The sequence below is a fragment of the Methylobacterium sp. 1973 genome (assembly GCF_040545035.1).
Lineage (GTDB): Bacteria > Pseudomonadota > Alphaproteobacteria > Rhizobiales > Beijerinckiaceae > Methylobacterium > Methylobacterium fujisawaense.
Genome location: NZ_JBEPLA010000006.1, coordinates 316,826 through 339,573, shown reverse-complemented (window position 1 = coordinate 339,573; position 22,748 = coordinate 316,826). Strand labels below are relative to the sequence as shown.

Annotated in this window: 28 protein-coding genes; 10 read left to right on the top strand and 18 right to left on the bottom strand. The window is 68.8% G+C overall.

Features of this window, described 5'->3' with window-relative positions; translation table 11 throughout:
• Positions 1-8: 8 nt before the first annotated feature.
• The 4 genes from ABIC70_RS14760 to ABIC70_RS14745 all read right to left on the bottom strand — a co-directional run bounded on the left by ABIC70_RS14760 (position 9) and on the right by ABIC70_RS14745 (position 2,983).
• On the bottom strand, positions 9-1,811 hold the full coding sequence (locus tag ABIC70_RS14760) for an ATP-binding cassette domain-containing protein (protein ID WP_043351897.1): 1,803 nt from the start codon (positions 1,809-1,811) through the stop codon (positions 9-11).
• Positions 1,812-1,877: 66 nt separating this feature from the next.
• A complete protein-coding gene (locus ABIC70_RS14755) occupies positions 1,878-2,114 on the bottom strand; it encodes a hypothetical protein (protein ID WP_043351899.1) in 237 nt (78 codons plus the stop codon).
• Between the two features lie 80 nt (positions 2,115-2,194).
• Complete coding sequence (locus ABIC70_RS14750) at positions 2,195-2,509, bottom strand: polyhydroxyalkanoic acid system family protein (RefSeq protein ID WP_043351901.1); 315 nt, start codon at positions 2,507-2,509, stop codon at positions 2,195-2,197.
• A 123-nt stretch (positions 2,510-2,632) separates the two neighbouring features.
• Positions 2,633-2,983 carry a septal ring lytic transglycosylase RlpA family protein gene (locus ABIC70_RS14745; RefSeq protein WP_051044822.1) on the bottom strand — a complete coding sequence of 117 codons (351 nt, stop codon included), beginning with the start codon at positions 2,981-2,983 and terminating at the stop codon, positions 2,633-2,635.
• 596 nt (positions 2,984-3,579) lie between these two features.
• Here ABIC70_RS14745 and ABIC70_RS14740 point away from each other — a divergent pair.
• Positions 3,580-4,770 carry a site-specific DNA-methyltransferase gene (locus tag ABIC70_RS14740; protein ID WP_269466602.1) on the top strand — a complete coding sequence of 397 codons (1,191 nt, stop codon included), beginning with the start codon at positions 3,580-3,582 and terminating at the stop codon, positions 4,768-4,770.
• A 209-nt stretch (positions 4,771-4,979) separates the two neighbouring features.
• Here ABIC70_RS14740 and mutY read toward each other — a convergent pair whose 3' ends face one another.
• Positions 4,980-6,314 carry an A/G-specific adenine glycosylase gene (mutY, locus tag ABIC70_RS14735; protein ID WP_354439976.1) on the bottom strand — a complete coding sequence of 445 codons (1,335 nt, stop codon included), beginning with the start codon at positions 6,312-6,314 and terminating at the stop codon, positions 4,980-4,982.
• A gap of 120 nt (positions 6,315-6,434) precedes the next feature.
• Between mutY and ABIC70_RS14730 the strand changes: the two genes are divergently transcribed.
• The 7 genes from ABIC70_RS14730 to ABIC70_RS14700 all read left to right on the top strand — a co-directional run bounded on the left by ABIC70_RS14730 (position 6,435) and on the right by ABIC70_RS14700 (position 10,577).
• Positions 6,435-6,917 carry a DUF721 domain-containing protein gene (locus ABIC70_RS14730; protein ID WP_053609944.1) on the top strand — a complete coding sequence of 161 codons (483 nt, stop codon included), beginning with the start codon at positions 6,435-6,437 and terminating at the stop codon, positions 6,915-6,917.
• Between the two features lie 89 nt (positions 6,918-7,006).
• Complete coding sequence (locus ABIC70_RS14725; RefSeq protein ID WP_043351909.1) at positions 7,007-7,651, top strand: DsbA family protein; 645 nt, start codon at positions 7,007-7,009, stop codon at positions 7,649-7,651.
• 191 nt (positions 7,652-7,842) lie between these two features.
• Complete coding sequence (locus ABIC70_RS14720) at positions 7,843-8,217, top strand: AtpZ/AtpI family protein (RefSeq protein WP_043351911.1); 375 nt, start codon at positions 7,843-7,845, stop codon at positions 8,215-8,217.
• A gap of 74 nt (positions 8,218-8,291) precedes the next feature.
• On the top strand, positions 8,292-9,047 hold the full coding sequence (locus ABIC70_RS14715; RefSeq protein WP_043351912.1) for a F0F1 ATP synthase subunit A: 756 nt from the start codon (positions 8,292-8,294) through the stop codon (positions 9,045-9,047).
• Between the two features lie 75 nt (positions 9,048-9,122).
• Positions 9,123-9,350, top strand: coding sequence for a F0F1 ATP synthase subunit C (locus ABIC70_RS14710; protein ID WP_007566773.1), 228 nt, complete (start codon positions 9,123-9,125; stop codon positions 9,348-9,350).
• 146 nt (positions 9,351-9,496) lie between these two features.
• Positions 9,497-10,075 (top strand): F0F1 ATP synthase subunit B family protein, encoded by a 579-nt coding sequence (locus tag ABIC70_RS14705; protein ID WP_354439975.1) that lies wholly within the window; start codon positions 9,497-9,499, stop codon positions 10,073-10,075.
• 16 nt (positions 10,076-10,091) lie between these two features.
• Positions 10,092-10,577, top strand: coding sequence for a F0F1 ATP synthase subunit B family protein (locus tag ABIC70_RS14700; RefSeq protein ID WP_170861837.1), 486 nt, complete (start codon positions 10,092-10,094; stop codon positions 10,575-10,577).
• A 206-nt stretch (positions 10,578-10,783) separates the two neighbouring features.
• Here ABIC70_RS14700 and ABIC70_RS14695 read toward each other — a convergent pair whose 3' ends face one another.
• Together ABIC70_RS14695 and ABIC70_RS14690 are read right to left on the bottom strand one after the other, a co-directional pair.
• On the bottom strand, positions 10,784-11,653 hold the full coding sequence (locus ABIC70_RS14695; protein ID WP_287091079.1) for a formate/nitrite transporter family protein: 870 nt from the start codon (positions 11,651-11,653) through the stop codon (positions 10,784-10,786).
• Between the two features lie 50 nt (positions 11,654-11,703).
• Complete coding sequence (locus ABIC70_RS14690) at positions 11,704-12,444, bottom strand: competence/damage-inducible protein A (RefSeq protein WP_354439974.1); 741 nt, start codon at positions 12,442-12,444, stop codon at positions 11,704-11,706.
• A 77-nt stretch (positions 12,445-12,521) separates the two neighbouring features.
• On the opposite strand from ABIC70_RS14690, the gene sfsA reads away from it, so the two are divergent.
• Positions 12,522-13,235 (top strand): DNA/RNA nuclease SfsA, encoded by a 714-nt coding sequence (gene sfsA, locus ABIC70_RS14685; protein WP_043351919.1) that lies wholly within the window; start codon positions 12,522-12,524, stop codon positions 13,233-13,235.
• On the opposite strand, the gene ABIC70_RS14680 is transcribed toward sfsA, so the two are convergent.
• A complete protein-coding gene (locus ABIC70_RS14680) occupies positions 13,222-14,064 on the bottom strand; it encodes an FkbM family methyltransferase (protein WP_043351921.1) in 843 nt (280 codons plus the stop codon). The genes sfsA and ABIC70_RS14680 overlap by 14 nt on opposite strands.
• A gap of 116 nt (positions 14,065-14,180) precedes the next feature.
• Here ABIC70_RS14680 and ABIC70_RS14675 point away from each other — a divergent pair, with 116 nt between their 5' ends.
• Positions 14,181-14,945, top strand: coding sequence for an alpha/beta fold hydrolase (locus ABIC70_RS14675; RefSeq protein WP_043351922.1), 765 nt, complete (start codon positions 14,181-14,183; stop codon positions 14,943-14,945).
• Positions 14,946-14,949: 4 nt separating this feature from the next.
• Here ABIC70_RS14675 and ABIC70_RS14670 read toward each other — a convergent pair whose 3' ends face one another.
• The 10 genes from ABIC70_RS14670 to ABIC70_RS14625 all read right to left on the bottom strand — a co-directional run bounded on the left by ABIC70_RS14670 (position 14,950) and on the right by ABIC70_RS14625 (position 22,745).
• A complete protein-coding gene (locus ABIC70_RS14670) occupies positions 14,950-15,729 on the bottom strand; it encodes an ABC transporter permease (RefSeq protein ID WP_043351924.1) in 780 nt (259 codons plus the stop codon).
• Entirely contained in the window at positions 15,726-16,658 is a 933-nt protein-coding gene (locus ABIC70_RS14665; protein WP_043351926.1) for an ABC transporter ATP-binding protein, read from the bottom strand. The genes ABIC70_RS14670 and ABIC70_RS14665 overlap by 4 nt, the downstream gene beginning before the upstream one ends.
• A 176-nt stretch (positions 16,659-16,834) precedes the next feature.
• Positions 16,835-17,086 (bottom strand): beta/alpha barrel domain-containing protein, encoded by a 252-nt coding sequence (locus tag ABIC70_RS14660; RefSeq protein WP_043351927.1) that lies wholly within the window; start codon positions 17,084-17,086, stop codon positions 16,835-16,837.
• Between the two features lie 271 nt (positions 17,087-17,357).
• Positions 17,358-17,669 carry a hypothetical protein gene (locus ABIC70_RS14655; protein WP_179698271.1) on the bottom strand — a complete coding sequence of 104 codons (312 nt, stop codon included), beginning with the start codon at positions 17,667-17,669 and terminating at the stop codon, positions 17,358-17,360.
• A 299-nt stretch (positions 17,670-17,968) separates the two neighbouring features.
• Positions 17,969-18,298 carry a hypothetical protein gene (locus ABIC70_RS14650; protein WP_053609948.1) on the bottom strand — a complete coding sequence of 110 codons (330 nt, stop codon included), beginning with the start codon at positions 18,296-18,298 and terminating at the stop codon, positions 17,969-17,971.
• 245 nt (positions 18,299-18,543) lie between these two features.
• Positions 18,544-18,927 carry an SUF system Fe-S cluster assembly protein gene (locus tag ABIC70_RS14645; protein ID WP_043351932.1) on the bottom strand — a complete coding sequence of 128 codons (384 nt, stop codon included), beginning with the start codon at positions 18,925-18,927 and terminating at the stop codon, positions 18,544-18,546.
• A gap of 52 nt (positions 18,928-18,979) precedes the next feature.
• Positions 18,980-20,224, bottom strand: a complete 1,245-nt coding sequence (locus tag ABIC70_RS14640) for a cysteine desulfurase (RefSeq protein ID WP_075379672.1) — start codon at positions 20,222-20,224, stop codon at positions 18,980-18,982.
• A 187-nt stretch (positions 20,225-20,411) separates the two neighbouring features.
• Positions 20,412-21,734: a SufB/SufD family protein gene (locus tag ABIC70_RS14635; protein ID WP_354439973.1), complete on the bottom strand. Its 1,323-nt coding sequence runs from the start codon at positions 21,732-21,734 to the stop codon at positions 20,412-20,414.
• A 3-nt stretch (positions 21,735-21,737) separates the two neighbouring features.
• Positions 21,738-22,490, bottom strand: coding sequence for a Fe-S cluster assembly ATPase SufC (gene sufC / locus ABIC70_RS14630; RefSeq protein ID WP_043351937.1), 753 nt, complete (start codon positions 22,488-22,490; stop codon positions 21,738-21,740).
• A gap of 15 nt (positions 22,491-22,505) precedes the next feature.
• Positions 22,506-22,745 (bottom strand): hypothetical protein, encoded by a 240-nt coding sequence (locus tag ABIC70_RS14625; protein WP_043351938.1) that lies wholly within the window; start codon positions 22,743-22,745, stop codon positions 22,506-22,508.
• Between the last annotated feature and the right edge of the window lie 3 nt (positions 22,746-22,748).

Below are 22,748 nucleotides of genomic sequence, written 5' to 3'. Positions count from 1 at the left end.
TGCGGTGGTCACCCCGCCTGAAGCATCTCCAGCTCCAGCCAGCGATCCTCCGCCTGCGACAGCTCGGTCTCGGCCTGCGCCAGCATGGTCGAAGCCTTGTCGAACCGGGCCGGATCGCGGGCGTAGAGTTCGGGGTCGGCCAGGATCGTCTTGAGCTGGGCGATCGCCGCCTCCAGCTTCTCAATGCGGGCCGGCAGCGTCTTCAACTCGTGCTGGTCCTTGAAGCCGAGCTTGGGCTTGCCCGCGGGCTGGGCCGCCGGTGCGGCGTTGCGCTCGCGCGGCTCCTTCGCCTTCGGCGCGACGGTCCGCGCCTCGACGCCCTGACCCCGCTGGACCAGCATGTCGCTGTAGCCGCCGGCATACTCGACCCAGCGGCCGGCGCCCTCGGACACCAGCACGCTGCCCGCCACGCGGTCGAGGAAGTCGCGGTCGTGGCTCACCAGGATCAGCGTCCCCTGGTAGTCGCCCAGCATCTCCTGGAGCAGGTCGAGGGTCTCGAGGTCGAGGTCGTTCGTGGGCTCATCGAGGACGAGGAGATTCGCCGGCTGGGCCAGGGCCCGGGCGATCAGCAAGCGGTTGCGCTCGCCGCCGGACAGGACCGAAACGGGCGTGCGGGCCTGCTCGGGGGTGAACAGGAAGTCCTTCAGGTAGCCGATCACGTGGCGGCTCTGGCCGTTCACCACGACGCTGTCGCCGCGGCCGCCGGTGAGCACGTCGGTGACGGTCATCCCGGGCTCCAGCACGGCGCGGGCCTGATCGAGCACCACCGGCAGCAGGTTGGTCCCGAGGACGACCTGCCCGGAATCGGGCGCGAGCCGGCCCATGAGCAGGTTGATCAGGGTACTCTTGCCGGCGCCGTTCGCCCCGACGATGCCGAGCCGGTCCCCGCGCATCACCCGAAGGGACAGCCCGTCGACGATCTTGCGCTCCCCGTAGCTCTTGGCGATGTCGCGGGCCTCGACCACGAGGCTCCCCGAGGATTCGGCATCGGAGGCCTGCATGCTGACGCTGCCCACCGGGCGGCGCACCTCGCGCCGGTTCTGGCGCAGCTCGTGCAGGTTGCCGAGGCGGCGGACGTTGCGCTTGCGCCGGGCGGTGACCCCGTAGCGCAGCCAGTGCTCCTCGGCGGCGATCTTGCGGTCGAGCTTGTGCTGGTCCCGCTCCTCCTCCTCGAAGAAGGCGTCGCGCCACGCCTCGAAGCTGGAGAAGCCCTGGTCGATCCGGCGCGTCTCGCCCCGGTCGAGCCAGATCGTGGCCCGCGACAGGGCCGAGAGGAAGCGCCGGTCGTGGCTGATCAGCACGAGGGCCGCGCGGGTGCCCTTCAGCTCGGCCTCGAGCCACTCGATCGCCGGCAGGTCGAGGTGGTTGGTGGGCTCGTCGAGAAGCAGCACGTCGGGCTCGGGGGCGAGCGCCTGCGCCAATGCGGTGCGCCGCCCCTCGCCGCCGGAGAGCTTGGTTGGATCCTCGGCACCCGTGAGGCCGAGGCTCTCCAGCAGGTAACGGGCGCGGTGGGTCGATTCGCCAGGCGGCAGCCCGGCCTCGACGAAATCGAGGGTGGTGTCGAAGCCCGTGAAGTCGGGTTCCTGGGCGAGGTAGCGGATCGTCGTGCCGGGTTGGACGAAACGGCGCCCCTTGTCGGGATCGACGAGTCCCGCGGCGATCTTCATGAGCGTCGACTTGCCCGACCCGTTCCGACCGACGAGGCAGGTGCGCTCACCCGGCGCGATGGCGATGTCGGCACGGGTGATCAGGGGCGTGCCGCCGAAAGTCAGGGCGACGTCCTGGAGGGTGAGGAGCGGGGGAGCGGCCATGGGCCGGCTTATGGCAGTGTGGGGCGGCCTGTTCAAACGGCGCCGCCCCCCGACCTCGTCGGCGGGTCAGGCGATCGGATTGGCCGGTCCCGTCGGCGGGCTGATCTCGGGCGCGCCCGGATCGTTGACCGGGATCTCCGGCGGATGGACGCCCGGCGCCTCGGCCGGGGTGTTCCCCGGGATCTCCGGTCCGGGCGGCTGCGTCGGGGCCTGCGGCGGATCGTAGGGCCGGTCCGGCACCGGAGCCGGCTGCGGCGGGACCTCGGGGACCTGCCCCGGATCGGCGAGGGTGTAATCGGGCACCGTAATCCTCCACGAGACCGACGGCGCACTTCGGCACCGGTCCCGCGGAAACAGAGACCGGCCGATCCGGTTCCGGAGCGCTACTTCTTCGTCAGCAGGAGGTTGCCCTCCTTGCTCGCGACCTTCTGGATCTTCTCGGCGAACAGGGCGAGCAGGAACGGCAGCTTCACCTCCAGGCGGACGCTCTCGGCGCCCACGTCGATCGTCCCGGCGACTTTCTGGGTCATCGCCGACACGCCGAAATCGAGTCGGTCCCCCGTCCAGGCGAGCTGATCCACGGTGATGCCGCTCTTGGCCAGGAAGGCCCGCGCCTGATCCGTGCCGTGCTCCAGGCGACGCTTGGCCTCATCGCGGCCGAGGTCGTGCGGGATGTCGACGATGAGGGGCTTGGGCATGGGCACTGATCCGAGCTGAACCCGGCTGCAGATGGGGCGTCCGGGCGCGGCAGACAACGCCCGGGGAGCCGCCCCGCCCTCTCGGACGGGCGGCGGCCCGGCGCGTGCGGCGCCCGTGAGGGATCAGTGCACGACTTGCAGCGACACGTAGGTCGTGCCGCCCATGCCCAGAGCGCGGGCGGAGCCACGCGACAGATCGATGATGCGGCCGCGCACGAAGGGACCGCGATCGTTGATGCGAACGACCACCGAGCGGCCGGTCCGCCTGTTCTCGACGCGGACCCGGGTGCCGAACGGCAGGCTGCGATGGGCGGCGGTCAGTCCGTTGGGGTTGAAACGCTCGCCGTTCGCGGTGCGATGACCGCTTCCATACCAGGAGGCCGCTCCGCTCTGCGCGGCGGCCGGGAGGCTTGTTCCGACGACGGTGGACAGCATTCCAAGTGAGACAACGAGCTTACCGAAACCAAACGACATTCTCGACGCATTCCCTTTGTTGTTGTCGGGGCGGCGCCAGTCGTGTCCGAAATCGGCCGGATTATGGCAGGCATTTGCGGGCCGATTCTGTCACATTTTGGCCGATTTCGTCCTGATCATGATTATTACATGGAGGTTTATTACGGTTTGTTTCCGTTTGTTTCGCGGAAAATGCATTGTTTGGATCTTTCGTGTATTCGGAAAGTACTGTCCAGGCCGCCCTGCGGCGCGCCGAAATGGGCTGATTTTCCTAAGCCCTGCATCGGCTGTGACCCTGCATCCCGCTGAGCTGGAAGCGGACGCGGAAACCAGACCTCATCCAGACCTCATGGCGGCCGCCCGGCATGCCCGGCGGTTCGGACAGTCCAGGCCCTGCGCTAGGGCCGGACGCCCGCAGATGTGACGGGTCATCGCGGCGTAAACGGCGCCCGGGATTGCCGGGTAACCGTTGCTTAATCTGTCGCAGGATTGTCCGAGAGCGGGGTCGGCAAAATCTGCAGCCCCAGAACGGGACGCGGCGCCGCCGAATTCGACAACGTGACCTTTACCGTACCGGAGGCATGGTCTGCCGGTCAGTCGCGTAACCGGTGTTTGCCATGGCTTCCCCGCGTACCGTGGCTGCCGACGCCGTCGCCCGGAAACAGGTCTCGCGTGCCGGGCGGCCCGCGTCGGCGCCACGGATGGGTCTCGTACCCGCCCAGCGTTCCCTACCCCTCGACCAAGTTCTCGTCGGGGATTGTATCGCGGCCATGAACGCTCTGCCGGCGTCCAGCGTCGACTGCGTGTTCGCCGATCCGCCCTACAACCTCCAGCTCGGCGAGGCCGGGCTGCTGCGTCCGGACCAGAGCCGCGTCGACGCCGTCGACGACGATTGGGACAAGTTCGCCACCTTCGAGGCCTACGACGCCTTCACCCGGGACTGGCTCGCCGCCTGCCGCCGCGTGATGAAGCCGAACGCGACCCTCTGGGTGATCGGTTCGTACCACAACATCTTCCGGGTCGGGAGCGCGTTGCAGGATCTCGGTTACTGGATCCTCAACGACATCGTCTGGCGCAAGGCCAACCCGATGCCGAACTTCCGCGGCAAGCGCTTCACCAATGCGCACGAGACCCTGATCTGGGCCTCGCGCTCGGCGGACTCGAAGGGCTACACCTTCCACTACGAGGCGCTGAAAGGAGGCAACGAGGACCTCCAGATGCGCTCCGACTGGTTCATCCCCCTCTGCACCGGCGAGGAGCGGCTGAAGGATGCGGACGGGCGCAAGGTCCATCCGACCCAGAAGCCCGAGGCCCTGCTCGCCCGGACGCTGCTGGCGGCGACCAATCCCGGCGACGTGGTCCTCGACCCGTTCTTCGGCACCGGCACCACCGGCGCCGTCGCCAAGCGCCTCGGCCGCCGCTTCATCGGCATCGAGCGCGAGGAGACCTACGCGGCGGCCGCCCGTGAGCGGATCGCCGCCGTCGAGACCCTGTCGAAGGCCGCCCTCATGGTGGCGCCGACCAAGCGCGCCGAGCCGCGGGTGCCGTTCCTGTCGGTGATCGAGGCGGGCCATATCCGCCCCGGCGAGACCGTCACGGACGAGCGCCGCCGCTTCCGCGCCACGGTCCGCCCCGACGGCCAGCTCGACAACGGCCTCGTCATCGGCTCGATCCACAAGATCGGTGCCCTGGTCCAGGGCCTGCCGGCCTGCAACGGCTGGACTTTCTGGCACGTGGAGCGTGGCGGCAAGCCGGTGGTGATCGACACCTACCGGGCGGGCCTGCGGCAGGCGATGGCGAACGGCTGACGAACGTCGCGGCCGTCCGCGCGGGCGGAGCGACGCCATCCAGGCTGGCATGACGCTGTCGGATGTCGCCCTGCCCTGGGCCCCGTCGCTGCGCCCGCAATCCGGAACCGCGCCGGCACTGCGCTTGAACGCACCGTCCCGGACCGGCAGGGTCGCTGGATTCCGGGGCTCGCGCCTGCTGGCAGCCCCGGACGTGCGGTGCGACCGGGTCAGGGCCGTCTTCGGGCCGGGCCCCGGCGCCGCGGCGAGGTCAATGTCGCGGGCGGCTCCACCTCGCCCTCATGCAGATCGTCCGCTTCGGGCGGTGGCGCGGGCGCCGGCCTCGGCTGGGGCTTCGGAACGGCCCGCACGCGCGGGCGCGGGTCCGGATCCGGCATCGATACCGGCGCCTCCATCGCCGCGAGGAGCGGCATCGGCGGCGGCTCCTTCCGGGGGCGTCCGCGCGGCTTCGCCTCGGGCTCCGGCTTCGGATCGAAGGCGTGGGCCAGGACCTTGCGCATCAGGCCGGGGAGCGGCTCGTCGTCCAGGGCGCTGCGCGGGGTGAAGCGCATACCGGCCGGAACCGGTGTCGCGAGCGCGACACGGGCCACGAAGACCGTCAGCTCTAGCGGAAAATGCGTGAAGCCGTGGCGCACGAGCCCCGGAAGCCGCTTCCACCGGGCATCCAGCGGCGCGTCCAGGAGGGCGGCGGCGACGTCGTAGTCCGGCTCCCAGGCGCTGCCCGGCGGCTCGGCCATGTTGCCGAGCAGCCCCTCCGGCGCGCGCGTCCGCAGCAGCACCGCCTCGTCGCCGCTGCGGATCACCACGAAGGCCGCACCGCGGCGGAGCGCGCCCTTGGCGACCTTGATCTTGCGCGGGAACGTCTGCTGGGTGCCGAGCGACCGGGCGCGGCAGGGCAGCATCCACGGGCAGAGGGCGCAGGCGGGGCGCTTGGGCGTGCAGATCGTCGCGCCGAGATCCATAAGCGCCTGGGCGAAGTCGCCGGGCCGGTCCTCCGGGACCAGCGCCTGCGTCAGGCGGCGGATCTCCGGTCGGCTGCCCGGGAGGGGCGTCTCCACCGCGTAGGCCCGGCTCAGGACCCGCTCGACATTGCCGTCGACGGCGGCCTCCGGCCGGTCGAAGGCGATCGCCGCGATGGCCCCGGCCGTGTAGGCGCCGATTCCCGGCAGCTTGCGCAGGGCGTCCGCCGTGTCGGGAAACCGCCCGCCAGCCGCCGCGACCGCCTTGGCGCAGGCATGGAGGTTGCGGGCGCGTGAATAATAGCCGAGGCCGGCCCAGGCCGACATCACCGCCTCCTCGGGGGCGTCGGCCAGGGCGACGACATCGGGGAAGCGCGTCAGGAAGCGCTCGAAATACGGCCGGACCGCCGCGATCGTGGTCTGCTGCAGCATGACCTCGGACAGCCAGACCCGGTAGGGATCGGGCACCTCGCCGGCGAGCGCCCGCCAGGGCAGCACCCGCCGATGCCGGTCGTACCAGGCGAGCAGCTCGTCGGCGCGCGGTTCGGGGCCGGGCTTGGGATCCGTGGCGGTGCGGGTCGGCATGCGTTCAGGCTGCATAGCCGCAGGTCGGCGGCGATCATAGGGCGATGACAGCGCGGCCCCGTGCTCCCTTCGTCAACCATCCTGCGCTAACCTTCGCGGATCCACAGGGCCGGAACCATCATGGCGCGCGTCAAACCGCTGGCCGAGCTGATCGAGAGCTGCATCGGACCTGCCTTCGCGGCGCAGGGCTTCGCGTCGACCGACATCCTGGCCGCCTGGCCGGAGATCGTCGGCGAACGGCTCGCGCGATATTGCCGGCCTTCCAAGCTCGAATGGCCCAAGCGTCGCCGGAAGGATGCCGGCACGCCCGAAGCCGGGACGCTGGTGGTGCGCGTCGAGGGCGTCTTCGCCCTCGAGCTGCAGCATCTCGCGCCGGTGGTGATCCAGCGGATCAACGCCCATTACGGCTGGGCCTGCGTCTCGCGGATCGTTCTGCAGCAGGACCGGGTCGGGCGCGGCGCCCGAGCGCCCTCCCCCGCCCGCATCGATCCGGCCGCCGCCGTCGAGGTGCAGCGCGCCGTAGCGGGGATCGCCGATGACGGCCTGCGCGCCGCCCTCGATCGCCTCGGCATCGCCGCGGTGGCGACGCGCCCGGACCGGTGAGCGGTCGATTCGGTCACCTTGCCAGGACGGTCGCGCCCGAGTACCGGCTTCGGAACGCCACGACTGTTCAATCCGGCGGAGCCTGCCCGATGACGACGCGACGCGACGCTCTCAAATTCTCCGGCCTCGCCCTCGGCGCCGGTCTCGCCCTGCCCTATCTCGCGCGGCCCGCCCGGGCGCAGAATTCCGAGATGGCTGCGCTGCTGCAGCCGGGTCCCCTCGGCGATGTCTGGCTCGGCCCGGCGGACGCCAAGTGCACGATCATCGAATACGCGTCGATGACCTGCTCGCACTGCGCGGCCTTCCACCGGAACACCTGGCCGACCCTCAAGGAGCGCTACATCGACACCGGCAAGGTGCGGTTCACGCTCCGCGAGTTCCCCCTTGACCCGCTGGCGACGGCGGCTTTCATGCTGGCGCGCTGTCAGGGCGATTCCAAGTATTACCCGATCACCGACCTGCTGTTCGACCAGCAGCCGGCCTGGGCCTTCACGCCCAAGCCTGTGGACGCCCTGGAGCAGATGCTCCGGCAGGCCGGCTACAACAAGCAGACCTTCGAGGCCTGCCTGAAGGACCAGAAGATCTACAGCGCCGTCAACGCCGTGAAGCAGCGCGGCCTCGACGTGTTCAAGGTCGATTCGACCCCGACCTTCTTCATCAACGGCGAGCGCTATACCGGCGAGATGACCGTCGAGGGGATGGAGAAGGTGATCAAGCCGCTGATCGGGGCCTGAGAGCCCTGCCGGAGCCTTGTGCGCAACGCGGCTCCGGCGCGTCGCTTGAAGCTGGAATTCCAACTCAAAATCAAAGACTTACTGTGTATGGGGTTCGCCTTGACACTCAAGATAGGCGAAACTATGGTGCGCCCCGCTTGCTGGGGGTGTCCAGCGGGTTCCAGATCCTCCTGCCCGATGAGTTTTGAGCCGTGAACGGCGACGACCAGAGGGACGGGAAAGGGACCCAGCAGACGCCGACGGACAGCGAACTCTCCGCGAGGCTCAGACGTCTCGAGACGCAGATCGAACGGAAGCGGCCGCAGGCTGCTCCCGATCCATCGACGCGCCCTCGGAACGGCGGGCCATCCTCGCTGGGCCAGGCCATGACGATCTCCACGGAGTTCGTCGCGGGCGTGATCGCAGGGGGCATACTCGGCTGGATCGTCGATCATGTCTTCGGGACGAAGCCCTGGGGCCTGATCGTCCTCCTGATGCTGGGGTTCGTCGCGGGGATCTACAACGTGATGCGGGTGTCGGGTTTCGCCGGCGCGCGTCCGGGACGGCGCGATCGGCAGGAGCCATAAGGCGCGCCGATCGGTAGGGAATGTGGGGCGGCCGACACCCGTCGGCGCGCCGGACAAGAAGGGCGGAAGCGGGAATGGCGGTCACGATCGACCCGATTCATCAGTTCGAGCTGAAGCCGCTCGTTTCGCTGGGCCATATCGGCCATCAGCAGCTCGCGTTCACACAGTCCGCCCTCTACATGTTCGCGGCTGTCGGGGTGATCGCGCTGATCACCATCGTGGCGACGGCGTCGCGCTCGGTCGTGCCGGGCCGCATGCAGGCGCTGGCCGAGATCTTCTACGAATTCATCGCCGATACCGTGCATCAGGCGACCGGCGACGGCGGCAAGCGGTTCCTGCCGCTGGTGTTCTCGCTGTTCATGTTCGTGCTCGTCCTGAACCTCTTCGGGATGATCCCCTACGCCTTCGCGGTGACCAGCCACCTGATCATCACCTTCGGCCTCGCGGCGCTGGTGATCTCCACCGTGGTGATCTTCGGTGTGATGAAGCACGGCACCCATTTCTTCGGCCTGTTCGTGCCGTCGGGCGTGCCGAAGCCGCTTCTCGCGATCCTGGTGCCGATCGAGGTGATCTCGTTCATCTCGCGCCCGATCAGCCTGTCGGTCCGTCTGTTCGCCAACATGCTGGCCGGCCACATCGCGATGAAGATCTTCGCCTTCTTCGTGGTCCAGCTTCTTCTCGCAGGCGCCTGGAGCGTGCTATCGCCGCTCCCGCTGTTCCTGACGATCGCGCTGACCGCTCTCGAGTTCCTCGTTGCGGCGCTTCAGGCTTACGTCTTCGCGACGCTGACGGCGATCTACCTCAACGACGCCCTTCACCCCGGCCACTAGTCGTCAGACCTGGCCGGCTCCACCCGCCGCAAACGTCACTGCACGTTTCGATCTGAAGAGACCTCAGGAGTTACCATGGATCCCGTCGCTGCGAAGTACATCGGCGCCGGCCTCGCTTGCCTCGGCATGGCGGGTGCGGGCATCGGCCTCGGCAACCTGTTCGGTCAGTTCCTCGCCGGCGCCCTTCGCAATCCGTCTGCGGCCGACGGCCAGCGCGCCACCCTGCTCCTGGGCTTCGCCCTCACCGAGGCGCTCGGCATCTTCTCGCTGCTGATCGCCCTGCTGCTGCTCTTCGCCGTCTGATCGGCGCCCCGGAGGCCGCGGTCCCCGCGGTCTCCTCCCGGGCTCCGGCCCGATGAACGGGTGGACGCTCCTGCGACGGGGCGTCCGCCTTCGTCCGTCACCGCGCCGGCGGTGGCCTCACCGAACGGTGTCAGTGTAGCGGTCTCATGGCGCAGCCCAATCCCCTCACCACGCCGCCCCCGGGCGCCGACACGAAGGTCGTGCCGGGCCATGTCGAGCATACGGAAGCGCATTCGGGCGCCTTCCCGCCCTTCGAGACGTCGGGCTTCCTGGCGCAGCTAATCTGGCTCGCCCTGGCCTTCGGGCTCCTCTACTACCTGATGGACAAGATCGCGCTGCCGCGGATCCAGTCGATCCTGCACGCCCGCGCCGAGCGCCTGCGTGCCGACCTGGACCAGGCGCAGGCGATGAAGGCCGAGGCGGATGCCGCCGGCGTGGCCTTCGAGACCGCTCTCCGGGATGCCCAGGGCAAGGCGCGCGACATCGCGCAGACCACCCGGAACACGCTGGCCTCCGAGGCCGAGACCAAGCGCAAGGCGCTGGAGGCGGAGCTGAACGCCAAGCTCGTCGCTGCCGAGGCGACGATCCGCACGCGGACCGAAGCCGCCATGGGCAACGTCCGCTCCATCGCGGGCGAGGCCGCTTCGGCGATCGTCGAGCGTCTGACGGGTCAGGCCCCCGACCGGGCCACCCTCGACCGCGCCCTCGACGCCACCGCACACTGAACGGGATCCCACGATGCTGCTCGAAGCCGAATTCTGGGTCGCCGTCGCGTTCGTCATCTTCATGGGTATCGCCTGGAAGGCGGGTGCCTTCTCGACGATGACCAAGGGTCTGGACGGCCGCGCCAACCGCGTCCGCCACGAACTCGACGAGGCCAAGCGCCTGCGCGAGGAAGCGGCCGCCGTTCTCGCCGACTACAAGCGCCGCCGCGCCGAGGCCGAGAAGGAGGCCGAGTCGATCGTCGCCGGTGCCCGCGAGGAGGCCGCGCGCGCCGCCGAGGAGGGTCACCGCAAGCTCGATGACTTCCTCGCCCGCCGCACCAAGGCTGCCGAGACGAAGATCGCCCAGGCCGAGGCGCAGGCCGAGGCCCAGGTCCGCGCCGCTGCCGCGGAGGCTGCGGTGAAGGTATCGGAGACCATCCTGCGCGAGCGGATGCAGGGCGAGGCGGCGCAGGGCCTGATCCGTGCGAGCCTCGGCGAGGTCCGGACCCGCATGCGGTCCTGACCGCACCGGCATCGCCGCAATGAGAAGCCGCCTTCGGGCGGCTTTTTTCGTTTCGGGAACTGCGAGGCGTCTGCACGGCGACGCCGGTCGTGGTCTCGGTCTGTGCCAGCCGTCCGGCCGTCGCCGCATCGGCTCAGGGCCGCGTCGGGGCGGACCGCGCTTGATCCGCGCGGTGGCAGGACCGGTTCTGGACCGGGCGTCCGAGTCTAATCCATCCGCTCGCCCTCGACGGCCTTGGTCTCTTCCACCTCCGGAGCGACCTGCCCGTAATTCAGCACCGCCACCAGCGCCACGCCGCCGAAGGTGTTGCCGAGGAGCGTGGGGAGGAAGAACTTCAGCCCGTAATCGCCCATTGAGGCCGCCCCCGTAACGACCAGGTAGAAGGCCTCCACGGAGCCGGCAACGATGTGGGCGAGGCTGCAGAGCGCCACCAGCCACGTCATCAGCAGGATCACGAACGGCGCCGCGCTGGCCGTGGCGGGGAGGAACCAGACCATCAGGGCGATCATCCAGCCGGCGAAGACCGCCTTGATGAACGTCGCCCAGAAGCCGTGCGCGATGGCATCGTGGCTGATCTCCGCGAAAGCCTTGAGGACCGGCGGCTCGAAGGCGCCCGAATGGGCGAGCAGCGTCGCGATCGCCAGCGTTCCCAGGATGTTGCCCGACAGCACGATGGTCCAGAGCCGGATGACCCGGAGGCCCGTCTTCACCGAGCGGTCGTGCAGCAGCGGCAGGATCGGCGTGATCGTGTTCTCGGTGAAGAGCTGCTGGCGCCCGAGGACGACGACCAGAAATCCCACCGCATAGCCCATCGAACTCACGATCTTGGCCCAATCGGTCTCGGGTAGGTGGCTCCGCAGGACCCCCGGCACGATCAGGGACAGGGCGATGCTCAGGCCGGCGGCGAAGGCCGAGAGGAACAGGGCGAGGCCGTGGCGCCGCAGCTCCTCGTCGCCGCCGAGCCGGATGACCTCGTGCAGGACGTAGGCATCGGGCCGGACGATCTCGGAGACCTCCTTCAGCAACGCGTCGCGGCGAGCCTCCGGATCGCCGCGCTTATTCTTGTCCCGAACCATCCGCCCAGCTCCGCAACGCAACTCGATCCGATCGGATGCAGGATAGTCCGTCAGGCCGAGAGACGCGCCACCAGCGCCTCGACCGCGCTCCGTGCCTCCGCGAGCGCCTGCGCGTCCCGGCTGCGCACGACGATCCGGTTGCGAAAACCGTCCGGAGTCATCGCGGGATACGAGCCGATGGAGACGGCCGGCCGCGCCTTGGCGATCTCGCCGAGGTCGCCCGCGTAGTTGCCCTCCGGCAGGCCGGCCGCCTCGATCGTTTCGGACAGCAGCGCGGCGCCGCCTGTCAGCGTCGGGGCGATCGAATCCAGCATGGCCTGCATGATGCTAGGCACGCCGGCCATCACGTGGACATTGCCGAGGCGGAAGCCCGGCGCTTTCGAGACCGGGTTGGCGATCAGGTCGGCTCCGAACGGAATCCGCGCCATGCGCAGGCGCGCCGCGTTCAGGTCCTCGGGCTTGTGCCGCTCCAGCAGCATCGCACGCGCCCGCTCATCGACATCGATGCCGACCCCGAAGGCCTCGGCCACGCAATCGGCGGTGATGTCGTCGTGGGTCGGGCCGATCCCGCCGGTGGTGAACAGATAGGTGTAGCGGGCACGCAGGGCGTTGACCGCCTCGACGATCATGGCGGCCTCGTCGGGCACGATCCGCACCTCGCGCAGGTCGATGCCGGCGGCGGTGAGGAAGTCGGCGATCGTGCCGATGTTCTTGTCCTTGGTGCGACCCGATAGGATCTCATCGCCGATGACGAGGATCGCGGCGGTGACGGATTCGGAAGGCTGGGGCATGGAACTCTGGCGTCGGGCGGGGCCTGCAGGCAGATAGCGCAACCGCTGCCCGCGACTACGTGAACCCCGAGGATCCGATGCAGTTCGCCGCGCCGCTCGTGCCGGGACGGCTCGTGCAACGCTACAAGCGCTTCCTGGCCGACATCGATACCGATGAGGGACGGGTCACGGTGCACTGTCCCAATCCCGGAGCGATGCTCGGGCTGAACACGCCCGGCGCCCGGGTGCTGCTGTCGCGCTCGACCAATCCTGCACGCAAGCTGCCGCTGACCTGGGAGCTGGTGGAGGCCGACCTGCCCGGGGGGCTGCAATGGGTCGGCATCAACACCCTGCGCCCGAACGCCCTCGTGGCCGAGGCCTTTCGCGCCGGCGCGATCACGGCGCTCGCCGGCCACGACACGCTGAAGCCGGAGGTCCGCTATGCCGAGGCCAGCCGGGTCGATTTCCTGGCGAGCGGCGCGGTGGCCGGCCCCTGCCACGTCGAGGTGAAGAACTGCCACATGATGCGTCGGGCGGGCCTCGCGGAATTCCCGGATTGCAAAGCCGCCCGCAGCGCCCGGCACATGCGCGACCTGGCTCAGGTCGTGGCCGAGGGGGGCCGGGCGCTGGTGGTCATCGTCGTGCAGATGAAGGCCGAGGCGTTCGACGTCGCCCGGGACATCGACCCCACCTTCGACCGGGCGTTCCGGGAGGCGCGAGCGGCGGGTGTGGCGGTCCGGGCCTACCGATGCGCCGTCGGACCGGAGGGCGTCGTCCTCGCCGGGGAGATTCCGGTGGTCACGCCGCCCTGACGGTGCTGCGCTCGAACATCAGGTTCAGCCGGGAGCGGGCGATCTCGCGATAGCCGTAGCGCGCCAGATGCTGCAGCAGGTCGAGCTGCCACTGCCCGGTGCCGTTCTCGATCAGCAGGATCCGCGGCAGGAGCGCGTCCGGCGCCTCGCGCAGGAACGGCTCCAGGATGAGGTCCTCGGCGCCCTCGACGTCGAGCTTGACCGCATCGACCCGGGTGAGGCCCTCGCTCCGCAGGAGATCGAGGAGGGTCACCGCCGGGACGGTGATCCGCGCACCCTCGTTGGTGCCGACGATGCGCAGGCTCGACTCGCCGCGGTTGCGCGGATCGATGAACAGGGTCAGCTCGCCCGCCTTGTCGGCCACCGCGCAGGCGACCGCCTTCACGGTGTGGAACGGGTTCTGGGCGATGTTGTAGGTCAGGCGGTCGAACACGTCGGGCTGGGGCTCGACCGCGACGATCCGCGCCCCCGGGCCCGAAAAGGCCGCCACGCACAGGGCGTAGGCGCCGACATTGGCTCCGATGTCGAGGAACACGCAGTCCCTCGGCAGGTGCTTCTGGAGCAGCGCGCGCTCCTCCGGATCGAAGAACTGCGGGGTGAAGAGCACCTTCTTCTCGCAGTTGTTGTTGTAGGGGTGCAGCCGCATCCGCGCGCCATAGCGGGTCACGTCGAGGGGCTTGCCCCCGAGCCGCGCGATGGCGATCCGGCGCAGGAACAGCGCGAGGCGCCGCCCGTACCAGGATTCGGCCGGGATCCGGTTCGTGCGGCGGGTGATCGCCGCGACGAGACCGGACGGTTCATAGGTGCCGTAGGGCTGGATGTCGGTCATGACCGGGGCGGTTTGCCAGCCGGCGCCCCGAGCCGCAAGCGGATCGATCCACGTTGCTCCGGCGCGCTCCGGTGGTCTAAGCCGTGGCCGAGCTTGATGAACACGGGTTGCGCGGCATGGAGTCCTTCAATTCCGACGGCGTGCGGATCGCCTATATCGACGTCCCGCCCGCGGACGGGGCCGGGAAGCCGATCCTTCTGATCCATGGTTTCGCGTCGAACCATGCGGTCAATTGGGTCAACACCCAGTGGGTGCGCGCCCTGACCCAGGCCGGCTACCGCGCGATCGCGCTCGACAACCGCGGTCACGGCGAGAGCGAGAAGCTCTACGATCCGGCCGCCTACAGCTCCGACGCGATGGCCAACGACGCGATCCGGCTTCTCGACCATCTCGGCATCGAGCGCGCTCACGTCATGGGCTACTCGATGGGCGGGCGGATCACCGCCCATATTGCCCTGGACCATGCGGACCGGGTTCGCTCGGCCCTGATCGGCGGCCTCGGAATGCACCTCATCGAAGGCAAGGGTTTGCCCTCGGGGATCGCCGAGGCCCTGGAGGCGCCCGCCGGGACGCCGGCGCCCAACCCGACGGCCGCAGCCTTCCGCACCTTCGCCGAGCAGACCCGCAGCGACCTGCGGGCGCTGGCCGCGTGCATGCGCGGCTCACGTCAGACGCTGAGCCGGGGGGAACTCGCGCAGATCGAGGTCCCGGTTCTGGTCTCGGTCGGGACCCTCGATACGGTCGCGGGCTCCGGCCCCGGGCTCGCCGCCCTGATCCCGGACGCCCGGGCCCTCGAGATCGAGGGCAAGGACCACTCCACCGCGGTCGGTGCCAAGCCGCACCGGGACGGGGTGCTGGCCTTCCTGGCCGCGCAGCCCTGAAGCCTCAGCTCTTCAGCCGGTAGCCCGTCCGGAAGATGTAGGTGACGAGGCCGAGGCAGATCACCAGGAACAGCGCGGTCATGCCGAGGCTGATCGCGATGTTCACGTCCGCCTTGCCGAAGAACGCCCAGCGGAAACCGCTGATCAGGTACACGACCGGGTTGAGCAGGCTCACGGCGTGCCAGAAGGGCGGCAGCATGGAGATCGCGTAGAAGCTGCCGCCCAGGAAGGTGAGCGGGGTCACGACGAGGAGCGGCACCAGCTGCAGCTTCTCGAAGCCGTCCGCCCACAGGCCGATGACGAAGCCGAACAGGCTGAAGGTCACCGCGGTGAGGAGCAGGAAGCCCAGCATCCAGAGCGGGTGATCGATCCGCAGCGGCACGAACAGGGCCGACGTCGCCAGGATGATCAGCCCGATCAGGATCGATTTGGAGGCCGCCGCGCCGACGAAGCCCAGCACCACCTCGAGCGGCGAGATCGGCGCCGACAGGATCTCGTAGATCGTACCGGCGAAGCGCGGGAAGTAGATGCCGAAGGAGGCGTTCGAGATGCTCTGCGTGAGCAGCGAGAGCATGATCAGGCCGGGCACGATGAACAGCCCATAGGGCACGCCGTCGACCGCCGAGACCCGGGAGCCGATCGCGGCGCCGAACACCACGAAGTACAGGGTGGTCGAGATGACCGGAGCCAGGATGCTCTGCCCGGCGGTGCGCCAGAAGCGGCCCATCTCGAACCGGTAGATGGCCCGGACCGCCGGCCAGTTCAGGGTGAACGCCGCGCTCATGCCTGTGCCCTCTCTTCGCGCACGAGGCCCACGAAGATGTCCTCCAGCGAACTCTGTTCGGTGTGAAGGTCCTTGAAGCGGATTCCCGCCGCCGCCAGGCCGGTGAGAAGCCCGGTGATGCCGGTCCGCTCGGCGCGGGTGTCATAGGTATAGACCAGCTCGCTGCCCTCCCCGGAGAGCGCCAGGCCGTAATCGGCGAGTTCCGGCGGCACCGCGGTGATCGGCTGCTGGAGATGCAGGGTCAGCCGCTTGCGCCCGAGCTTGTGCATCAGCGCCGCCTTCTCCTCGACCAGGATGATCTCGCCCCGGCGGATCACGCCGATGCGGTCGGCCATTTCCTCGGCCTCTTCGATGTAATGGGTGGTGAGAATGACGGTGACGCCCTGCTGGCGCAGGTCGCGCACGAGGCGCCACATATCCTGGCGCAGCTCCACGTCGACGCCTGCGGTGGGCTCGTCGAGGAACAGCACCCGGGGCTCGTGCGACAGCGCCTTGGCGATGAGCACCCGCCGCTTCATCCCGCCCGACAGGGTCATCAGCCGGCTGTCGCGCTTGTCCCAGAGGGACAGCGCGCGCAGGATCCGCTCGATATGCCCGGCATCGGGCTTCATCCCGAACAGACCGCGGGAGAAGCTCACGGTGTTCAGCACCGTCTCGAAGGCGTCGGTGGTCAGTTCCTGCGGCACGAGGCCGATCGCCCGGCGCGCGGCGCGGTAATCCGCCACGATGTCGTGGCCGTCGACCAGAACGCTTCCCGAACTGGCGGTGACGATGCCGCAGACGATGTTGATGAGCGTCGACTTGCCGGCACCGTTCGGACCCAGCAACGCGAAGATCTCCCCCCGCTCGATGGCGAGGTCGATGTCGCGCAGGGCGGTGAAGCCGGACGTGTAGGTCTTCGACAGCTTCGAGATGGAGATGATCGGCATCGGGGCCTGGAACGAGCTGGGGCATGCGCGGTGCCGGCAGCCATGAGGCCGGCACCGGAAACGCGGTGGGCCGACCGATCGGACCGTCTTCGGTAGCGGGCGCCCCTATAGCACGCGGCAATCACGGTGCTGACAGACCCCGTGTGTGCCACCGCACCGCGAGGACGCCGCGTCCCTCACGTGCGGCCGTAGCGCTCCGCCAGCGCCACGCACTCCTTCCGGAGATCCGGGTCTTCGATGCGCGAGAAGGCCGTCAGCAGCGCGGCACATTCCGCGGCGCTCGGGCCGCGGGTTCCCCCGGAGGCTGGCGGCCTCCGGAATGTGGATTCCGGAACGTTCAACATGCGGGCGATGTCTCGAAGCAGCTTGTCCCGCTCACGAGCCGACTGGGCCGCGCCGTCGAGATCGAATCCGCCCGCGTCCGTCATGATCTCTTCGAAACCAATCCTTCAGCCGAGCGCGAATGCACGGGGTCCCACACACGCGCCGTTCGCGCGGCGCGGCTCTACCATTCACACTCTCGCGGCGGGTGCAACCTACCGTTATGGCTCTACCTCGGAAGAGGGCTGCGACTTAAGGCCGAATGGCTGGCGCGTAGAGGCAGATCGGTGGGCGTGCCTCCGGATTCGGCAAGCGTGAAGCAACCTCCACGCTGGAATATTGTCAAAAAATACAACTATAGGTGGCGGCAATGCCGCCCTAGGCCGCGTGGCGCAGGGCGAACAGCGCGGCCAATCCCAGGATCGTCGCACCGCCGAGAAATCGACGCCAGGGATTCACGCCGCGCAGCAGCTCATCGGCAGCCCACCAAGCCAGCGCAAGATCCGCCCCAAGGGACAGCCAGGATGCGAGCGGCCCCTGCTCCTGCGCCGACCAAGCGGCCAGAGTGAAGCCAGCAAACAGCCAGAGCGGCAGATTGGGCCACTGGGCCACCGTCATGGCGCCGGTGTTCCTGTCGCGGAACAGCCAATCGAGCGCCCGCCGGACGGTCGTGGGCGGTGATGGGGCCATGGCTCGAACCTTCCTGCTGCCAGCAGGTGCGTAGCGCCGCATCGGATAGGACCAAGATGAACCGCCGCCTGCGGATCCCGAATTAACGCAGCGGTAACGTTAGTAAACAGAAACCGTCGGTAAATCCCTAACGGAACCTGAAAGGACTCGCGAGAATCCCACGCTTTAGATGATGATCGGACATCGCAGCGGCGGCCCGTCAGCCGAACAACGAGGATCGATCATGAGCGCGCGCCTGGAAGATCTGAAGTTCATGCTGACGCTCAGCGCCGTCGTTCTCTTCGGCAGCGGCCTCGACATCATCCTGCGCTGATGGCACCGGTCAGGCGGGGCGGCAGGGCCGGGCCGCCGCGCACGATGGCGCGTCCGAGCGCCGAGCGGGCTGCCGAAGGGCGGCCCTGCAATCCGCTGCCACGGCCCGGTGTGAACGGGACGGCGACCGCGTGCGACGCGAAGTCCACGCGGCGGAGCGTTCCGGCGGTGGCGGACGGGATCTGCCCGGAGCGGAGAAAGCTCCGCAATTCGGCGGCCTTCGCCTGGCGTTCCGTCCGTATCCGGAGCACCGCGATCACGAGGCCGACCAGCCCGGCCGCCTCCAGGAACGCCGCGACCACGTAGCCCGAAGCCATCCGTTTCCACCAACCGTATCGAGGGAGTTGCCGCTGTTGCTGCGGCCGTCTCCGCTCTGCGCCGCGATGGTTAGCGAGACCTTAACGGCTACGTAGATCGCCGCAGGTCCGCCGGTGCCGTCCATTCCTTCGCAACGCCAACGTTTCGGCTTATGCGCTTGTCGCAGCAGCGAAACTCAAGCGCGGTCACGCGCCTCGCGGCACGCGCCCATGCGTGTTCAGGAGCCTGTGAACGCGGATCCGCCCTACCACATGTCGAGGGCGACGCGCGCCTCGTCCGACATGCGGCTCTGATCCCACGGCGGATCGAACACCATGGTCACCGAACAGGACTGGACGCCCGGCACGGCGCTCACCGCGTTCTCCACCCAGCCCGGCATCTCACCGGCCACCGGGCAGCCCGGGGCGGTCAGCGTCATGTCGATGGCGACCTTCCGATCGTCGCCGATATCGACCTTGTAGATCAGGCCGAGTTCGTAGATGTCGGCCGGAATCTCGGGATCGTAGACGGTCTTCAGGGCCGCGACGATGTCGTCGGTCAGGCGATCGAGCTCCGCCTGCGGGATCGCGGAATCGCCTTCGACGGCGGGGGCGTTCATGCCCCCCGTGATGGTGGCGTCGGTGGTCATCGCTTCACTCTCCCCGGACCCGCGCGGACGGGACCAGCCTCGGATCCAGATATCAGGTAAACAGCATCTCCGCCCTGCCGAGGGCTTCGGCAAGGGCATCGATCTCGGCGGTCGTGTTGTAGAGCCCGAAGGACGCGCGGCAGGTCGACGTCACGCCGAACCGCTGGAGCAGCGGCATGGCGCAGTGGGTCCCGGCCCGGACCGCCACGCCCTGGCGGTCGATGACCGTGGCGATGTCGTGGGCATGAGCGCCCTTCATCTCGAAGGCGATCACACCGCCCTTGCCGGCAGCCGTGCCGATCAGGCGCAGGGCGTTCATCGCGCCGAGCCGCTCCTGCGCGTAAGCCGTCAGCTTCGCCTCGTGCGCGGCGATCGCGTCGCGTCCCAGCGTCATCATGTATTCCAGCGCCGCGCCGAGGCCGACAGCCTCGATGATGGCCGGGGTGCCCGCCTCGAATTTGTGCGGCGGGTCGTTGTAGGTGACCGCGTCCTCGCTCACCGTCCGGATCATCTCGCCGCCGCCCTGGTAGGGCGGCAGGCGCTCCAGCCATTCCTTCTTGCCGTAGAGCACGCCGATCCCGGTCGGCCCGTAGACCTTGTGGCCGGTGAAGACGAAGAAGTCGCAATCGAGCGCCTGCACGTCGACGGGCTGATGGACCGCGCTCTGTGCGCCGTCGAGCAGAACCGGGACGCCGTGGGCATGGGCGATACGCACGATTTCCGCGGCGGGCGTCACCGTGCCCAGCACGTTCGACATGTGGGTGATCGCCACCATCTTGGTGCGGGGCGAGAACAGCTTCTCGTATTCCTCCACCAGGAAGTTGCCCTGGTCGTCCACCGGTGCCCACTTGATCACGGCGCCCCGGCGCTCGCGCAGGAAGTGCCAAGGTACGATGTTGGAGTGGTGCTCCATGATCGAGAGGATGATCTCGTCCCCCTCCCCGATCAGGCCGGCCCAGCCCATCGACGAGGCCACGAGGTTGTAGGCCTCGGTGGCGTTGCGGGTGAAGATGATCTCGTCCGTGGAGGCGGCGTTGAGGAACTGCCGCGTGGTCTCACGGGCGCCCTCGAAGCCCTCCGTGGCGGCGTTCGCCATGTAGTGCAGGCCGCGGTGGACGTTGGCGTAGCCGGTCTCCATGCAGGAGACCATCGCGTCGATCACCTGACGGGGCTTCTGCGCCGAAGCGGCGTTGTCTAGGTAGACCAGCTTCTTGCCGTAGACCTGCTGGCCTAGGATCGGGAAATCCTTGCGGATCGCCTCGACGTCGTAGGCGGGGGTGAGGACGGGTGCGTTCATCGCTTCTCACTCACTGAGCGCCCACCCTTCGAAGAGGACGGGCCCCCTCCCCCATGCGGGGAGGGGTAAGGGTGCGGGCGGTTCATGAGGCGCCGCCGAGATTCGACCGGCGCCGCTCCCACCTCGGGCTCCTCCCCGCACGGGGGAGGAGAGCGCATCGCGTGCGGGACGGAGCGGGTTGCGGACGCTACACCCGTGCCTTCAGCCAGGCCTCGATCTCGCCGACCAGCGCCGCGCGGGCGCCCTCATGCGTGACCGCTTCCACCGCCTCGCCCACGAAGGCCTGCACGAGCAGGCTCTCGGCGATCGCGCGCGGCAGGCCGCGCGCCATCAGGTAGAACAGCAGATCGTCGTCCGGCGCACCGCAGGTGGCCCCGTGGCCGCAGGCGACGTCGTCGGCGAAGATCTCCAGCTCCGGCTTGTTCATCATCTGCCCCTCGTCCGTGAGGAGGAGGCAGTCAGACTTCATCTTGCCGTCGGTCTTCTGGGCGGCCTGACGGACGATGATCTTGCCCTGGAACACGCCGGTGGCGTCACCGTCGATGATCCACTTGAACTGCTCGCGGCCGACACCGCCCACGGCGGCATGGTCGGCGAGCAGCGTCGAGTCGGCGAGCTGTCCCCTGCGCAGCATGGCCGCGCCGTTGACGACCACGTTCGTGTCCTCGCCCGCGATGTGGACGAAGATCTGGTGGCGCGACAGCACCGCTCCGGTCACGAGGTTCACGGTTTCCACCTGCCCCTCGGCCTCGACCTTCAACGACAGGGTCGAGAGCGCGATGGTGGCATCGCCCTCGATGTTCAGGCGGGTGTGCCGGAAGGCAGCCTTCGGGCCGACCACCACGTCGAGGGCGTCGTTCGGCTGGCAGGTGAGGCCGTCCGTTCCCTCATGGCTCTCCAGCAGGCTGAACTCCGCGCCCTCGCCCAGCTGGACGAGCACGCGGGTCGCCGTGGAGAACGGCGCGTCGCCGGTGCCCACGAAGCGGAGATGCAGCGGCCGCACCGGCTTCGCACCGGCAGCGACCGTGATCACCGCGCCATCGGCCAGGAAGGCGGTGTTGAGCTGGTAGACCGGGTTCTCCCGGGCCTGTGCGACCGGGGCGAGCTGCTTCAGGCCGGCATGGCCCTGGGCGAGGGCCTCCGACATCGGCACGACCGTGACACCCTCGGGGATCGCATCGAGATCCGACAGTTCGCCGATGAGGTGTCCGTTCACGAAGGTCAGGCGCGCGGCCTCGATGCCGGCGAAGCCCTTCGCCTGCGCGACGGCCGCCTTGGCGACCTCGAGGCTCGGCGCATCGGCCGGCGGCGCGGCCTCGGTGATGGCGGCGCGCAGATCCGTGTACTTGAAGGCCTCGACCCGGCGGCTGGGCAGGCCGGTCGCCTCGAAGAAGCGGAACGCCTCCTCGCGGGCGATCGCCGTCTCGCTGGCGAAGCTCTGGCGGGCCGATTCGAACAGCTTCGACAGGCCGGCCTCGGCGGGGGAGCGGAGGTTGGTGACGCCGGCCATGGTTCAGGCCGCCTCGTTGGTGCGATACTCGGCGTAGCCGGAGGCCTCGAGTTCGAGGGCGAGCTCCTTGCCGCCGGTCTTCACGATCTGACCCTTCGACATGACGTGCACGGTGTCGGGCACGATGTGGTTGAGCAGCCGCTGGTAGTGGGTGATGACCAGGAACGAGCGGTTCTTGTCGCGCAGCGCGTTCACGCCCTCGGACACGATGCGCAGGGCGTCGATGTCGAGGCCGGAATCGGTCTCGTCGAGCACGCAGAACTTCGGCTGCAGCAGCGCCATCTGGAGGATCTCCATGCGCTTCTTCTCGCCGCCGGAGAAACCGACGTTGAGGGCGCGCTTGAGCATCTCCTTGTTGATCTCGAGCTTGTCGGCGGCGCCGTTCACCGCCCGGATGAAGTCGGGGGTCGACAGCTCCGCCTCGCCGCGCGCCTTGCGCTGCGCGTTGAGGCAGGCCTTGAGGAAGGTCATGGTGCCGACGCCGGGGATCTCCAGCGGGTACTGGAAGGCCAGGAAGATACCGGCCGCGGCGCGCTCGTCGGCGGCCATCTCCAGCACGTTCTGCCCGTCGAGCAGGATCTCACCGTCGAGGACCTCGTAGTCCTCCTTGCCGGCGATGACGTACGACAGGGTCGACTTGCCCGAGCCGTTCGGCCCCATGATCGCCGCGACCTCGCCGTCGTTCACGGTCAGGTTCAGGCCGTTCAGGATGCGGTTGTCCTCGATCTGCACGACGAGGTTCTTGATTTCCAGCATGTCAGTCCAAGTCCTTCATAACCATTCGTCTCGCATCGCCCGCAGGAACGCGAAATTCCCGGCCGGGTAGCCGGAGAGATCGCCGATCACCGCGTCGATGCCGCACCGGGGACAGAGGGCGGTGCCATCATCGGCGATCCACCCCGCGATCTCGTCCGGCGCGAAAACCTCGAGGCAGAAGAAGCATCCGCACAGGACGCTGCTCCTGACCTCGTCGGCGTGCCGCGCGCTGTGCCGATGCGCGGCCCGCAGCACGTC

Bases quoted from the DNA above. Each gene is read 5' to 3' on its own strand.
- ABIC70_RS14650 (WP_053609948.1), bottom strand. From the start codon at position 18,298: ATGGCTTCGGGCTACGTGGTCGCGGCGTTCCTGGAGGCGGCCGGGCTG.
- ABIC70_RS14750 (WP_043351901.1), bottom strand. From the start codon at position 2,509: ATGCCCAAGCCCCTCATCGTCGACATCCCGCACGACCTCGGCCGCGAT.
- mutY (WP_354439976.1), bottom strand. From the start codon at position 6,314: ATGCCGACCCGCACCGCCACGGATCCCAAGCCCGGCCCCGAACCGCGC.
- ABIC70_RS14655 (WP_179698271.1), bottom strand. From the start codon at position 17,669: ATGGCCCCATCACCGCCCACGACCGTCCGGCGGGCGCTCGATTGGCTG.
- ABIC70_RS14690 (WP_354439974.1), bottom strand. From the start codon at position 12,444: ATGCCCCAGCCTTCCGAATCCGTCACCGCCGCGATCCTCGTCATCGGC.
- ABIC70_RS14665 (WP_043351926.1), bottom strand. From the start codon at position 16,658: ATGCCGATCATCTCCATCTCGAAGCTGTCGAAGACCTACACGTCCGGC.
- ABIC70_RS14640 (WP_075379672.1), bottom strand. From the start codon at position 20,224: ATGAACGCACCCGTCCTCACCCCCGCCTACGACGTCGAGGCGATCCGC.
- sfsA (WP_043351919.1), top strand. From the start codon at position 12,522: ATGCAGTTCGCCGCGCCGCTCGTGCCGGGACGGCTCGTGCAACGCTAC.
- ABIC70_RS14675 (WP_043351922.1), top strand. From the start codon at position 14,181: ATGGAGTCCTTCAATTCCGACGGCGTGCGGATCGCCTATATCGACGTC.
- ABIC70_RS14760 (WP_043351897.1), bottom strand. From the start codon at position 1,811: ATGGCCGCTCCCCCGCTCCTCACCCTCCAGGACGTCGCCCTGACTTTC.
- sufC (WP_043351937.1), bottom strand. From the start codon at position 22,490: ATGCTGGAAATCAAGAACCTCGTCGTGCAGATCGAGGACAACCGCATC.
- ABIC70_RS14745 (WP_051044822.1), bottom strand. From the start codon at position 2,983: ATGTCGTTTGGTTTCGGTAAGCTCGTTGTCTCACTTGGAATGCTGTCC.
- ABIC70_RS14725 (WP_043351909.1), top strand. From the start codon at position 7,007: ATGACGACGCGACGCGACGCTCTCAAATTCTCCGGCCTCGCCCTCGGC.
- ABIC70_RS14715 (WP_043351912.1), top strand. From the start codon at position 8,292: ATGGCGGTCACGATCGACCCGATTCATCAGTTCGAGCTGAAGCCGCTC.
- ABIC70_RS14695 (WP_287091079.1), bottom strand. From the start codon at position 11,653: ATGGTTCGGGACAAGAATAAGCGCGGCGATCCGGAGGCTCGCCGCGAC.
- ABIC70_RS14740 (WP_269466602.1), top strand. From the start codon at position 3,580: ATGGCTTCCCCGCGTACCGTGGCTGCCGACGCCGTCGCCCGGAAACAG.
- ABIC70_RS14645 (WP_043351932.1), bottom strand. From the start codon at position 18,927: ATGACCACCGACGCCACCATCACGGGGGGCATGAACGCCCCCGCCGTC.
- ABIC70_RS14680 (WP_043351921.1), bottom strand. From the start codon at position 14,064: ATGACCGACATCCAGCCCTACGGCACCTATGAACCGTCCGGTCTCGTC.
- ABIC70_RS14660 (WP_043351927.1), bottom strand. From the start codon at position 17,086: ATGACGGACGCGGGCGGATTCGATCTCGACGGCGCGGCCCAGTCGGCT.
- ABIC70_RS14670 (WP_043351924.1), bottom strand. From the start codon at position 15,729: ATGAGCGCGGCGTTCACCCTGAACTGGCCGGCGGTCCGGGCCATCTAC.
- ABIC70_RS14730 (WP_053609944.1), top strand. From the start codon at position 6,435: ATGGCGCGCGTCAAACCGCTGGCCGAGCTGATCGAGAGCTGCATCGGA.
- ABIC70_RS14710 (WP_007566773.1), top strand. From the start codon at position 9,123: ATGGATCCCGTCGCTGCGAAGTACATCGGCGCCGGCCTCGCTTGCCTC.
- ABIC70_RS14705 (WP_354439975.1), top strand. From the start codon at position 9,497: ATGGCGCAGCCCAATCCCCTCACCACGCCGCCCCCGGGCGCCGACACG.
- ABIC70_RS14635 (WP_354439973.1), bottom strand. From the start codon at position 21,734: ATGGCCGGCGTCACCAACCTCCGCTCCCCCGCCGAGGCCGGCCTGTCG.